Origin of the sequence: Leptobacterium flavescens (genome assembly GCF_010671605.1) — a bacterium.
Lineage (GTDB): Bacteria > Bacteroidota > Bacteroidia > Flavobacteriales > Flavobacteriaceae > Leptobacterium > Leptobacterium flavescens.
The window spans coordinates 49,812-63,655 of sequence record NZ_JAABOO010000001.1 but is presented as its reverse complement, the minus strand read 5'-3'; the positions used below and the strand labels follow the sequence as shown (position 1 = coordinate 63,655).

Sequence of the window (13,844 nt, the reverse complement as noted above, 5' to 3'; positions counted from 1 at the left end):
TCAACAATATGTAAATAGTATAGTATGATACGAAGAAAATTTTTAAAGAAACTCACATTTGCCGGAACTGCGGTAACGGTGGGAGCTTTGTTAAACCCTATTCCGCTTTTTGGCAGCTCAAGAACAAAGAAGTTGCGAATTGCCCATATTACGGATACTCATGTGTATAATGCCCGTAACTGCCCCGGAAAAATGGATCAGTTTATAGAAAAGTTGTTGGAAATAAACCCGCAGCCGGATCTGATATTCCATACCGGTGATGTTATTATGGAAGCACTTGCCGGAAGTAAGGCCACTATTAAAGGACAATGGGACCTTTGGAACAGAAAATGGGAAGCTGTTCCGATCGAGACAAAGTACGCGATAGGGAATCACGATATACACGGCAATGCCTCCGGAGACAGGTCGAGTCCTTCTTTCGGAAAACAATGGATGATAGATGAACTGCAGATGCCAGGGCGTTATTATGACTTTCAAAGAGACGGCTGGCACTTTATTGTTTTAGACAGTACTCAAAATATAAACGGACAAAAATATGATGCCCGTATCGATCTGGAACAGGAACATTGGCTGATAGATAAATTGTCCGGTATATCACAGAATACCCCGGTAATGATAGTATCCCATATCCCGATCTTATCTTCTTCAGTTTCCAGTTGGGCACCAACAGCAAAAGTAAGACAGTTTCCCACGCCTTATTATTTTCATCAGGATTCGGATAGAATACAGGAGATATTTAAAACATGGGGAGCCGGAAAAGTCAGGCTTTGTATAAGTGGCCATATTCATATGACGGATAAACTCACCTCTTTCGGAGTTGATTATTTAGGTGGGGGTGCCGTTTGCGGAAGATGGTGGGGATCCTCTGTTTTCAGGAAGACACATTGCGGGTTTTCTATGATCGACCTCTTCTCCGACGGATCGTATAAAAGAACTTATTACATATATGAATGGAAATAAGTTACAATGAGCAATGAACAATGAGCAATAATCAATGACCAATTCTGTATAATGTCATTCCTGCGTATGCAGGAATCTTTTCTCTCGTTGTCGCGGATTTGCAATCCGTGACATATCTACAACTATAAATCTTCGATAATTGACAACAAAAAACCGCCTTCCGAAAACGAGAAGTGGTTTTCTTTATAACTGTTCTCGATACTTTTTCCTGCGGAAAAAACTCGAACTGACAATCAATACCCAAATGTCACTTCGAGCGCAGTCGAGAAGTGACATTTTTAAATCAACTAATCTCCAAATTATAAAATCGAGCAACCATGAACCACCAACAAGCAACCAATTAACTAATCTTCAAATTTTCAAATCGAGTAACCATCAACCAACAACTAAAAACTAACAACCACCAACTAGCAACAACCAACCACAAGTAAGAAAATTACTCTTAACGGATTTATAATTAATTTCAGACTCTGTTAAAACAAGGTCAGAGCTTCTTTTTTTTACTAACTTTAATAGCAGGAAGTTATATAATTTTTATTTAGTTTAAATAAACCTTCTGCACTTAATATTTTCAATAGAACACCATTGCTAATTAAAAACATATTTTATGCCAACGTACAACTTAAAGATTAACGGCAAGTCTCATACTGTTGAGGCTGCTGAAGACACCCCTTTATTATGGGTATTACGCGATCATCTGGATATGGTAGGGACGAAATTCGGATGCGGGATCGGACAATGCGGTGCCTGTACTGTTCATGTTGACGGAAGTGCGACAAGAAGCTGCCTGCTTCCGGTTTCTCAGATGGACGGCCTATCGGTTACCACCATAGAAGGACTTTCGGAAGACGGAAGCCATCCGGTTCAACAAGCCTGGAAGGAGAAAGATGTACCACAGTGTGGTTATTGCCAGGCGGGGCAAATGATGACTGCTTCTGCTTTTCTGAGTACTAATCCCAATCCGACCAAAGAGGAGATCAGAGAAGCGATGCACGGTAATATATGCCGATGCTCATCTTATAACAGGATAGAAGAAGCCGTAGAATTGGCGGCATCTAAGAAATAAGTTAAACCAACTATAAAAAACAAAACATGACACCTTCAAATCAAATAGCTTTTAGCAGAAGATCATTTTTAAAGACCTCCTCTCTCGCGGGTGGTGGAATGCTTATAGGGTTTAACCTGTTTACAGCATGTAAAGCAGATACTGCACCACCGGTAGATATTGCAGAACTGGACTTTAATGATTTTAATGCTTTTATTAAAATAGCAGATAACGGAAAAGTAACGATATTTTCTCCCAACCCTGAAATAGGGCAGGGAGTAAAGACTTCCATGCCAATGATCATAGCGGAAGAGCTGGATGTGGCCTGGAAAGATGTACATGTAGCTCAGGGGATCCTGGATACCAAGAATTATACCCGTCAGGTAGCAGGAGGAAGTCAGTCCTTGAGACAGGGATGGACCCCTCTGCGTCAGACCGGAGCTACTGCAAGACAAATGCTGGTAAATGCCGCTGCGGCAAAATGGGGAGTAGACCCATCTGAATGTAGCACCAGCGAAGGCGTAATTACCAATGCCAGCGGAGATAAGCTCGGTTATGGTGAAGTGGTAATTGATGCCGCAAAAATGGAGATCCCTGAGGATGTTAAATTAAAGGATCCTAAAGATTTTACTATTGTCGGACAAGATGCTTTTAATGTAGACCTGGATGAGATCGTTACAGGGAAGCCTCTGTACGGAATGGATTTTAAAAGAGAAGGTATGCTCTATGCTTCCGTTCTCAGACCCCCTGCATTCGGACAGGTACTGGATGCTTATGACGACAGTGCTGCCCGTGCGGTAGAAGGGGTGAGCAATGTAATCCGTTTTGGAGATAAGATAGCTGTTCTGGCCAATAATACCTGGACCGCAATGAAGGGGAAAAAGGCATTGAAAGCCAGTTGGAAAGAAGGGACAAAAGCAGAAAGTTCTTCTGATCACGATAAGATCCTAACCGGACTTCTGGACGGAAAGGAATTTGAGACCCTCAGAAAAGATGGAGATGTAAAGAAAGCTTTTGCTCAGGCCGATCAGGTGCTGGAGCGTACGTATGAATCGCCTTTCCTTCCTCATAACTGTATGGAGCCAATGAACTTCTTTGCAGATGTCAGAACCGATAAAATAGAATTGGTTGGACCTATACAAACTCCGGCAGGTACTGCCAGAAGAGTTGCCCAGATGCTGGGTAGGAACGAAAGTGAGATCCACCTGGAAATGACCCGTATGGGAGGTGGTTTCGGTAGAAGATTGTACGGCGACTTTGTTCTTGAAGCTGCTGAGGTCTCTCACTTGGCTAAAAGCCCTGTAAAAGTGGTTTTCTCCCGTGAGGATGATATGTCTTCCGGAATTTACAGGCCATCTATAAAATACAGGATCGCCGCTTCTGTTAAAGACGGAAAAGTAACAGGATACCACCTAAAGGAAGCTTCCGTTAATTCTAATATGTATGGCTTGATCCCGAATTTCTTCCCGGCTGGTGCTGTGGAGAATTATCAGGTTGATGTAGCCAATTATGATAGTAACATTTCAACTGGGGCCTGGAGGGCACCTTATACTAACTTCCTGGCATTTGCAGAACAAAGCTTCTTTGACGAACTGGCAGATACTATGGGAGTAGATCGTATTCAATTACGTCTGGATCTGCTTCAGAATGTAAAAGGAACGACAGACGATCGCATTCAATATTCTCCCGAACGTATGGAGGGAGTTATAAAAATGGCAGTCGATAAGTCGGGGTGGGGTAAAAAGCAGGATGGTGTATACCAGGGCTTCTCAGCTTACTACTGTCATAATACTCACGTAGCGGAAGTTGCGGATATTGAAATGGATAAGGGATTGCCTGTGGTGAAAAAAGTAACCTGTGTGGTTGACTGCGGAATTGTGGTAAATCCAATGGGAGCTAAAAACCAGGCGCAAGGTGGAGTTATAGATGGAGTAGGACATGCCATGTACGGTGATTTCACGTTTACCGATGGAGTACCGGATGCGAATAACTTCCAGAACTACCGTCTTATCAGAATGAATGAAACCCCGAAGGTTGAAGTTCATTTTGTAGAAAGTGATATCGCACCTACCGGATTAGGAGAACCGACATTACCTCCGGTTGGAGCAGCCATTGCCAATGCCATACATTCGGCTACCGGTACCAGGCTGACCAAGTTTCCATTTATTAAACATATGGATGCTACCAAAAAGGTAATAGGATAATATTGAAATTCTAAAATTGTGAGGCTGTCTGAAAAGCCCTTAACACATCGTTTAAAGGATGGTGGTTTTTGAATTGGTTACCAAGATTTGAAAATTACCTGCACAAACACCTTTTTGCGATCCTTTCGGACAGCTTCATTATTTTTATTCTCTAATTTGATTTATGACGCACGAACTGAAAAAAATAATCGAAGCTTTTATCCATGCCGAAAAGAATAAACTCAAAGCTGTTCTGGCTACGGTGGTAGACCTGGACGGTTCGTCCTACAGAAGGCCGGGAGTTCGGATGCTTATACAGGAAAACGGGAAAATGATCGGGGCTGTAAGCGGAGGTTGTGTGGAGAAAGAAGTTTTACGCCAGTCTCAGGAAGTCTTTAAGACCGGGCACTCAAAGCTGATGACCTACGATGGTCGGTACAGACTGGGGTGCGAAGGTATTCTCTATATTTTGATTGAACCCTTTCAGCCTGAAACTGCATTGATAGAAGCATTTCATAAATGTATTGAAGAAAGGAGGTCCTTTGAAGTGATCTCCAGATATAAAAAGAAAGAAGGAATTGAACCCGGCCTGGGTTCTGAGATCAGGTTTTCCGAAAAGGAATCTTTCCCTTTTTCAGGTACAACCGTTACGCCTGAAGCAGAAGGGTCCCTCTCTGTATTCAGTCAGGAAATGCCACCCTGTTTTAAATTAGTGATCGTTGGCGCCGAACACGATGCGGTTCAGTTATGTTTGTTTGCTTCTTTCAGCGGATGGGAAGTGAGTGTTATTTCCTCACCTTCCGATCCCAAGACCCTGGCAAATTTTCCGGGGGCGACTAAAATATATTCTGTGGCGGCAGAAGAGATGGATGTATCTCTGATCGACGGGCAGACAGCCGTTGTTCTGATGACCCATAATTTTGCCAACGACCTTAAATATCTGCTTCGTTTCAAGGATACCGATCCGGCATATATCGGGTTACTGGGGCCGGCACACAGAAGAGAAAAGTTACTGAATCAGTTCCTGGAATACTGCCCGGAAATAAGTGATCAGTTTTTGGACAGGATCCACGGCCCCGCAGGAATAAATATTGGTGCAGAGACGCCACAGGAAATAGCGGTTTCTATTATTGCCGAGATACTATCCGTAGTCCGGGAACAGGAACCTATGCCTTTACATAAAAAAATGGGAGGAATCCATTCATAATGATCGGCAGTTGTGTCTGATAAACCTAAAATAGCAATTACCATCCTGGCAGCAGGCGCTTCCAGCAGGATGGGAACACCTAAGCAATTATTAGCCTGGGGAAAGACCACCTTGCTCGGACATTCTATAGAAACAGCACTTAATTCACAAGCCTTGGAAGTCCTTGTTGTTTTGGGAGCTAATGCAGATCTTATCGAAGCGGGAATACGAGCCGATTCGGTTCGTATCCTTAAAAACGAACAATGGGAAACCGGACTTGGAAGCTCTATTGCCTGTTGCGTGGACTACCTGAAACAGTCTTCTTCGGATACGGATGGTCTTTTGATCATGCTGGCAGATCAACCCTTAATAAACCCGGGCCACCTGAATACACTTATAGGGAAGTTTAACAAAGGCAAAAGGCAGATCATCGCTACCTCTTACAGGGAAAAAGCAGGGGTACCGGCACTTTTTGACAGGGAGTATTTTGAAGAGCTTTCAGCGTTGGGGAATGATTACGGTGCCAGAGACATTATCAGAAAACATTCGAAGGATCTGTTGACAGTCAGGGCAGATTCCCTGATAACCGATATAGATACCAAAGAGAATTATGACGAACTGTATAAAGATCATTTCAAAAGCTGATCCGCTTGGTTTAATATGATCTTTAAAATGCAATTAATGAATATTTTAATTGCGATATTGCATAAAATAATGGGATAAGAAAATTAATAGTATGAAGAATTATATTGGAATATTAGTATTACTTTTTATAGTCTCCTGTCAGCAGGGAGTTAAGGAACCCGTACAGGTTGAAGCATCTACCATCGGAGAGGGTATTGAAAAATTAGCTTCTGATGATTTCCAGGGAAGGATGCCGTTTACGGAAGGAGAGACCAAGACGGTAAATTATTTAAAAGAGAAATTTTCAGAACTCGGGCTTTCACCGGGGAATGGCGATAGTTATTTTCAGGAAGTTCCTTTAGTGGAAATTACAGGGACACCCTCCGAAAAGATGGAAATTTCAGGAGGTAAGGAAGATTTTGACCTGACATATTCTGAAGATTTTGTTGCGCTGACCTTAAAAACGGATAGCGAAGTAAGTCTGGAAGATTCGGAACTTGTCTTTGCTGGTTATGGAGTTGTGGCTCCCGAATACGGATGGAATGATTACGAGGGAATTGATTGGACCGGAAAGACAGCAGTTGTTCTTGTAAACGACCCGGGCTTTGCAACCGGAGACTCGACCGTGTTTAAGGGAAAAGATATGACTTATTACGGAAGATGGACCTATAAATATGAGGAAGCAGGCCGTCAGGGAGCAGCCGGAGTGATCATTATTCACGAAACAAAACCGGCATCTTACGGATGGAACGTGGTACAATCCAGCTGGAGTGGGGCACGTTTAAACCTGGAAAGCGATGCGCCCGTGGCAGATGTACAGGGATGGATTACCAGTGATGCTGCTAAAAAACTGTTTGAAGCTTCTTCCCTCGAAAATAAGGACTTTAAATCGATGGCACTGGATAAGGATTTTAAACCTGTTCCATTGGGATTAAAAGCATCGGTAAAGATCACCAATGAGATTAAAAGGGATGCTTCTAAAAATGTTGTTGCCCTTTTACCGGGTACGGAAAGGAAAGACGAATACATTATTTACTCTGCACACTGGGATCATTTAGGTGTTGGAAGGCCGGTAGGTAACGACTCTATTTATAACGGAGCAGTAGACAACGCTTCGGGAACAGCTTGTTTACTGGCAATAGCCGAAGCCTTTAAAAAAGAAAAACAACCTAAAAGATCGATTTTATTTATAGCGGTTACTGCCGAAGAACAAGGTCTGTTGGGGTCGGCTTATTATGCAGAAAACCCCATTTACGATCCGAAGAAAACGGTAGCTAACATTAATATGGATGCCATCTCAAACCCTGGCCCTATGAAAGATCTGACAATTACCGGTTATGGTCATTCCGAAATGGATGAATATGCCAGGGAGATCGCTGAAAAACAAGGACGTTATATAATTCCCGATCCTGAAGCGGAGAAAGGGTATTTCTTCAGGTCCGATCACTTTAATTTTGCCAAGATCGGTATCCCTGCTCTTTATGCAAGCGGAGGTTATGAAGATTTTGAGCATGGAATTGATTTTGTAAAACAAATGAATGACGAATACCTGAAGAACAAATATCATCAGCCTCTTGATGAATACGATCCGGAAACTTTTGAGTTAAGCGGGATCCAATTCGATGCCCAGCTGATGTTCGAGGTAGGTTTAAAGCTTTCGAATGAAGATTACTTTCCGAAATGGTATGACGGAAGTGAGTTTAAAGCGGCAAGAGAAAAATAATCAAATGATCCATATGCTGTAGAAACTGGGTGTAAGCATAAATTTGAAACAATATCCCCTAAATATTTTTGATTTCTATATACTTAGGGCTGGTTGAGTTATTCATTGCCTCATATTTTTTATCTTGGGATGATATAACTAATTATCATAACTGCACATCCATGAAAACCAAATTTTTATTAATTCCTGCACTGCTTTTTACTGCATTTTGCATAGGGCAGGAAAATGTAGATACGGAGGCCATTAAAAAGATAAAGAATGAAGGCCTTAATAACTCTCATGTAGAGGAGATAGCTTTTAATCTGATTGATAAATCAGGCCCTCGTCTTACCAACTCAGAAGGCTATGAAAGAGCTGCCGATTATGCTGTAAAACAATTGACAGAATGGGGATTGGTTAATGCCAAAAAAGAAGCCTGGGGAGAATTCGGTAGAGGCTGGGAAATGAATAAGAGCTATGTGGCCATGACCAAACCTTACTATATGCCGTTTATTGCTGTTCCCAAGGCGTGGACAGAGAGTACTGATGGTGCTATTTCCGGGAAAGTGATCTTTGTCGATATTGAAAAAGAAGAAGATTTCGCCAAATACAAAGGAAAACTAAAAGGAGCTATCATTGCGGTAAAACCCAGAGGTCAGCAAAACCCGACTTTCGAAGCGGATGCTTTGCGTCTTACGGAGGAAGAACTGGAGAACCTGGAAAAGCCAAGTACTAATACCAGGCGATTTACCCCGGAACAGATTGCCGCTTTCAGAGCGCGCAGGGCACTCAGCAGAAAATTAAATACCTTTCTGGCCGAAGAAGGGGCAGCACTTATTATTAACGGAACCAACGGAAGGCACGGAACACTCTTCACGAGTAGCCCAAGGGGATATATAAAAGATACTCCTCCGGGTGTAAGTGAACTTGAAATGGCACCTGAGCATGTAAATCTTATGACCCGTTTAATTGAGAACGGAGTGGAGGTAGAAATTGAAGCAGAGGTTAAAACTACCTTTAATGAAAAGGACCTGCAGGGTTACAATGTTATTGCTGAGATTGAAGGAACAGATAAGAAATTAAAACCCGAGCTGGTAATGCTTGGCGGACATTTGGATTCCTGGCATGGAGCTACCGGAGCTACAGACAATGCTGCCGGTTGTATTGTTATGATGGAAGCCGTACGGATTCTTCAGGCTACCGGACTAAAGCCAAAGCGTACCATCCGAATAGCCTTATGGGGTGGAGAAGAGCAGGGATTGCACGGTTCCCGTAATTATGTGAAAAACCATTTTGGCGATTCCGAAACAATGAAGTTAAAAAAGGATCACGAAAAAGTATCGGCCTATTATAATATAGACAACGGAACGGGAAGGATCCGCGGTATTTACCTTCAGGGGAATGAAAAGGTAGGACCTATCTTTAAGAAGTGGTTCAGCCATTTTGATGAACTTATTGATAATACTACAATTACCATCCGCAACACAGGTGGAACGGATCATTTAGGATTTGATGCTATCGGGATCCCGGGATTTCAATTTATTCAGGATCCGATCGAATACTGGTCCAGAACCCATCATACCAATATGGATACGTATGAGCGTTTGGTTATAGACGATCTTAAACAAATGTCTGTAATTATTGCATCATTTGTTTACAATACTGCTCAGCGGGATGAAAAACTTCCGCGTGAACCACTAAAAGAAGTGGAGTAGAGAGCTTTTGAACAGCTGAATTCTGAGTGATCTACCGGGCATTTTTCAGGAATAAGTATGAAAATCGATACCGGGGATCACTTGTTTTTAGGTGATTGGATTTTATATGCATCGAATAAATAATTCCCTATGTTACAAAAGAAAAAAATAACATTCTCTTTACTATTGCTGGTTTTAATGGGGGCATGTACTTATCCTGCGAAAGAGCACATTAATTTGGAAGAACAGGCCTGGATACATGGCTCGGAAGATTGTGAACAGAATTCGGACCCTCTTATTCAGGTGGTAAAGTACGACGAAGACACCTGGATCCTGAGACAGAACAAATGCACGAATTATGAAGCTCCTTTTATGTTCCTGTTTTTCGGAAAGAATAAAGCCCTGCTGATGGATACCGGAGCTACCAGGGAGGAAGATAAATTCCCTTTGTATCAAACAGTAAAAAGCCTGATCGATGCCAGGCAAAAAGAGTACGCTACTGATCTGCAATTGGTCGTGGCCCATACCCATGCTCATGGAGACCATCATGCGGCGGATGCACAATTTCAGGGCAAACCCGCTACATCGGTAATTGGCTTGCAGGTAGAGGACATAAAAAGTTTTTTTGCTATTGAGAACTGGCCGGAAAACAATGCGGTTTACGATCTGGGAGACAGGGCACTGGAAATCATTCCAATTCCGGGGCATCAGAAATCCTCAATTGCAGTTTATGACCCTCAGTCCGGAATATTACTAACGGGAGACACCTTCTACCCGGGACGTCTTTATGTAGAGGACTGGTCTGTTTTTAAAGAGAGTATCCGAAAGCTTTACGATTTCACTAAAAAACACGAAATATCATATATCCTGGGTAATCATATAGAAATGTCTCTTGAACCCGGAAAGGATTATCCCATAGGAACACTGTATCAACCCGAAGAACAAAAACTTCCGCTCTATCCTGAGGACCTGGAAGAGCTACATAAAGCCCTTGAAAGGCTGGGGGACCAGCCTACACGGGAAATACATGATAAATTTATTATTTACCCTATTAAGTAGTAAAACATCTTTTAGGTTAACTGAAAAGGTAACTTCCTTTGCCGCTCTCCGGTCAGGTCAAAAATGGCATTTCCGATAGCGGGTGCCATAGGAGCAATCGGAGGTTCTCCAACCCCGCTGGGTTTGGCACTGCCTTCTACCATGATCACTTCAATTTCGGGAGTATCCATCAGAGAAGCCATCGGATACTGATGGTAATTAGTGGCCGTCATTTGCCCGTCTTTTACATAAGTTCCTTCATACATAGAGGCACTTATCCCCATCATGATGCAGCCTTCAACCTGCTGTCGAACCCCATCGGGATTTATGACCAGACCCGGATCTACAATATGAGTAACTTTTGTAACCCGTATCTGCCCGTCTATTTTCTGTACCTCTACAGCAGCTGCTGCAACAGTTTTTCTATCTTCTCCACAGGCAAAACCTCTCCCGACGCCCTCAGGTGCAGGAGTATTCCATCCGCTTCTGTCTCGAAGGATCTCAATGATATTTTTCATTCGCTTTACAATAGGATCGTCCGAATAAAGGTGTTTCAGGCGAAACTCGATCGGATCCGTATTTGCTTTTCGGGCCAGTTCATCAATAAATGTTTCAACTGCAAAGCCATTTGGAAACATCCCAACCCCTCTCCATATTCCGGTAGGGATAGGCATATCTATATGTTCAACATAAGCTTTCTTGTTTGGGAAGTCGTAGAGGAATTTGGCTCCGTGACCTGCTGATATAAAATCGGCACCCATAATATTCATTCCCATCTTTCCGGCTGCCAGTTTTATTCCCATATCGCCGGTGGCCTGGGTGTGGCTAATAGCTTTAACCGTACCGTCATCATTCAACACCGCTTTGAGTTCATGATGAGACGAAGGACGGAAATACCCATCCGTAAACTCGCTTTCTCTGTCCCGGAAGACCTGTACAGGCTTTCCCAATATTTGTGAGATCCGCGCTGCTTCGGGAGCGTTAAACTTAAAGTATCGTCTTCCAAAACCACCTCCCAGAAAGGAATTCCTGATCTCGATCTTGCCCGAACTCATATTTATGGCTTTGGAAACAGCTCTTTTGACAAAAGATATGGCCTGAGTTCCCATGATGATCACTGCCTTATCTTCTTTTACATCGGCAATGACACCATTGGGTTCCAGTTGTGCATGCACTCCTAATGAAGTTCTGTATTCCTGATGGATCACTTCAATATCATCATCTTTAATTACAGAAGAGGCACTCCCTTTATCCTGAAGCTTAACGGTCCTTCCGTTCCCTACTTTAACTAATTCATCTATATCCTGCTGTTGCCAGGTTTTTTCAACATCCCATTCCAGTTTCAGGGCTTTTTTTCCCATTTCGGCCGCATACCTGTTTTTAGCAACCACAGCTACCCAATTATCTTCCCGTATAACACGGATCACTCCATTGGTGCTTTCGGCTTCACTGCTATCTACACTTTTCAATTTTCCTCCGATATATTCCGGGTACTGAACCACTGCATAAAGCATATCGGGGATTTCGGTATCTATGGCAAAAATAGCATCCCCCATAACCTTGGGTTTCAGATCGATCCGTTTTCTTTCCGTACCTACATACTTAAAAGAAGAAGCCAGTTTGAGGTCAGGGGTCTTGGGCGTTTTCCATTGTTCCGTATTTTTTACGATATCGGCATACGACATACTTTCGGAACCTTTAAGAAGCATTCCGTTCTCTGCTCTTATATCTTCCAACGGAACTTTCCAGTAATCGGCAGCAGCCATTCTCAGCATTTCCCGCATAGTAGCTGCTACTTCCCTGATAGAAACATAGAGGGAGTGTGTAGAACCGCTACCTCCGGTTCCGGCCATATCATTAGCACTGTTTACGGAACTCCCGGGAACGACTTTTATTTGTTCTATGGCTACTTCCAGCTCCTCGGCTGCCAGCATGGCAAAACCGGTAAAAATACCCTGACCCATTTCTACTTTGGGCGATTTAAAGAGGATGGTATTATCTTCCATGATTTCAAACCAGAAGTCCGGATCAAAATTCGATACCCCTGAAGGAAGATCCATATCGGCTATAAAACCGGCAGCAAAAGTTCTTAGTTTATGCCTTCCGAAATACAGAAGTAAACTCCCGCCCCCTATGACAATACCAGTATTTTTAAGGAATTTCCTCCTGGAAAACCCTTTTTTCTTCTTTTCCGGTGTCTCTTCCTTACTCATCGGATTGTACTTTTTGAGATTGTTTTAATTGGGCGGCTTTTTTAACTGCCTTTATGATCCTCGGGTGGGTTCCGCATCTGCAGATATTGGAAATATTTTCTTTAATATCCTGATCGGTCGGCTCCGGGATCTCTTCAATAAGCTTGGCAGCAGCCATCATAAAACCCGGTTGACAATAACCGCATTGAGGAACATTGATATCCATCCAGGCTTGCTGCACAGGGTGTAACTCATTTTCGTTTTCCGACAGACCTTCAATCGTAGTTACATTCTTATTCTCGGCATATTTTACCGGAAGGGAACAGGAACGGTATAATTCTCCATCTACATGAAGACTGCAAGCACCGCATAAAGCTTTTCCGCAACCGTATTTAGTACCTTTTAGCGATAATTCATCCCTGACCACCCACAATAATGGGGTCATCGGGTCTGTATCTACCGTAACCGCTTTTCCGTTTATTTTAAAACTAATATTCATCAATATGTATTCAGTTTAATTATCAGCCTTTTCCGTTGGGATATGGGCGCCATTTTCCAGCCACTCGTCCAGTGCCTTTTCAAATTCATTAAAGGAAACTTTTACAGGTGTGCGTCCCTTACCGGGATCCCATCCCCATAATACAAGGGAATCGTGTTTCATATGATGCACCAGGTCTTCAGGGCTTCTTCCACCGTTCTGTTCCGGATCTGTCAATCGCTTTGCGATCTCTTCATCCGTCAGTCCGAACCATCCCATGCTTTTTGGAGCCAGGCTCCAGTGAGGTGCTCCCGGGACATTGGAATAATTATTATTCTCCTTGTGATGGCAGGTGTTGCACTTTTGTACCGGCCCGCCATTATTTGATTCGCCTCTGCTGACATTAAAAAGATGTAAATGCTGATCATCTCCCTGTCTCGGACGATCGCCGGTAGGGTGACAATTGATACACCGCGGATCTTTTAAAACCTCAAGGATCGTTTGAAAGGCCCGCAGGGACTTCTCCTTTTTATCTTCATTCTTTACCAGGGGAATGTCATAGACCCTTTTGGAATAACCAGTAGAAGGGCGGCTGAATACCAGCGCAAAGAGCATTAAAAAACAAATAACAATCGTATTTCCTGTTTTTGTGTTCATATCTTTCAGATCTGGTTAATTCATATCCGCAGGATCATCTTCAACCGAGAAAACGGATCAATTAAAATTACAAAAAATAAAGGGA

General features: G+C 42.9%; 11 protein-coding genes. 8 read left to right on the top strand and 3 right to left on the bottom strand.

The genetic code is table 11. The features are described from left to right. Positions 1 to 24 precede the first annotated feature (24 nt). The 8 genes from GWK08_RS00270 (at position 25) to GWK08_RS00235 (ending at position 10,453) form a co-directional block, all read left to right on the top strand. Positions 25 to 960: a metallophosphoesterase family protein gene (locus GWK08_RS00270; RefSeq protein ID WP_163604898.1), complete on the top strand. Its 936-nt coding sequence runs from the start codon at positions 25 to 27 to the stop codon at positions 958 to 960. Positions 961 to 1,567: 607 nt separating this feature from the next. Then, positions 1,568 to 2,026, top strand: coding sequence for a (2Fe-2S)-binding protein (locus tag GWK08_RS00265; RefSeq protein WP_163604897.1), 459 nt, complete (start codon positions 1,568 to 1,570; stop codon positions 2,024 to 2,026). A gap of 26 nt (positions 2,027 to 2,052) precedes the next feature. After that, the gene (locus GWK08_RS00260) at positions 2,053 to 4,209 is read left to right on the top strand and encodes a xanthine dehydrogenase family protein molybdopterin-binding subunit (protein WP_163604896.1); all 2,157 of its coding nucleotides are present in this window, start codon (positions 2,053 to 2,055) and stop codon (positions 4,207 to 4,209) included. A gap of 163 nt (positions 4,210 to 4,372) precedes the next feature. After that, on the top strand, positions 4,373 to 5,395 hold the full coding sequence (locus GWK08_RS00255) for an XdhC family protein (RefSeq protein WP_163604895.1): 1,023 nt from the start codon (positions 4,373 to 4,375) through the stop codon (positions 5,393 to 5,395). Between the two features lie 12 nt (positions 5,396 to 5,407). Then, positions 5,408 to 6,019 (top strand): nucleotidyltransferase family protein, encoded by a 612-nt coding sequence (locus tag GWK08_RS00250; RefSeq protein WP_163604894.1) that lies wholly within the window; start codon positions 5,408 to 5,410, stop codon positions 6,017 to 6,019. 91 nt (positions 6,020 to 6,110) lie between these two features. Further along, complete coding sequence (locus tag GWK08_RS00245; protein ID WP_163604893.1) at positions 6,111 to 7,721, top strand: M28 family metallopeptidase; 1,611 nt, start codon at positions 6,111 to 6,113, stop codon at positions 7,719 to 7,721. A gap of 161 nt (positions 7,722 to 7,882) precedes the next feature. After that, complete coding sequence (locus GWK08_RS00240; protein ID WP_163604892.1) at positions 7,883 to 9,415, top strand: M28 family metallopeptidase; 1,533 nt, start codon at positions 7,883 to 7,885, stop codon at positions 9,413 to 9,415. Positions 9,416 to 9,544: 129 nt separating this feature from the next. Beyond that, on the top strand, positions 9,545 to 10,453 hold the full coding sequence (locus GWK08_RS00235) for an MBL fold metallo-hydrolase (RefSeq protein WP_163604891.1): 909 nt from the start codon (positions 9,545 to 9,547) through the stop codon (positions 10,451 to 10,453). Positions 10,454 to 10,464: 11 nt separating this feature from the next. On the opposite strand, the gene GWK08_RS00230 is transcribed toward GWK08_RS00235, so the two are convergent. Genes GWK08_RS00230 through GWK08_RS00220 form a run of 3 tightly spaced genes read right to left on the bottom strand, consistent with a single transcriptional unit; the run spans position 10,465 to position 13,759 of the window. Then, positions 10,465 to 12,645, bottom strand: coding sequence for a xanthine dehydrogenase family protein molybdopterin-binding subunit (locus tag GWK08_RS00230; RefSeq protein ID WP_163604890.1), 2,181 nt, complete (start codon positions 12,643 to 12,645; stop codon positions 10,465 to 10,467). Next, entirely contained in the window at positions 12,638 to 13,123 is a 486-nt protein-coding gene (locus tag GWK08_RS00225) for a (2Fe-2S)-binding protein (protein WP_163604889.1), read from the bottom strand. Before GWK08_RS00225 ends, GWK08_RS00230 begins: the two co-directional genes overlap by 8 nt. Positions 13,124 to 13,138: 15 nt before the next feature. Then, positions 13,139 to 13,759 (bottom strand): hypothetical protein, encoded by a 621-nt coding sequence (locus GWK08_RS00220; protein WP_204335977.1) that lies wholly within the window; start codon positions 13,757 to 13,759, stop codon positions 13,139 to 13,141. Between the last annotated feature and the right edge of the window lie 85 nt (positions 13,760 to 13,844).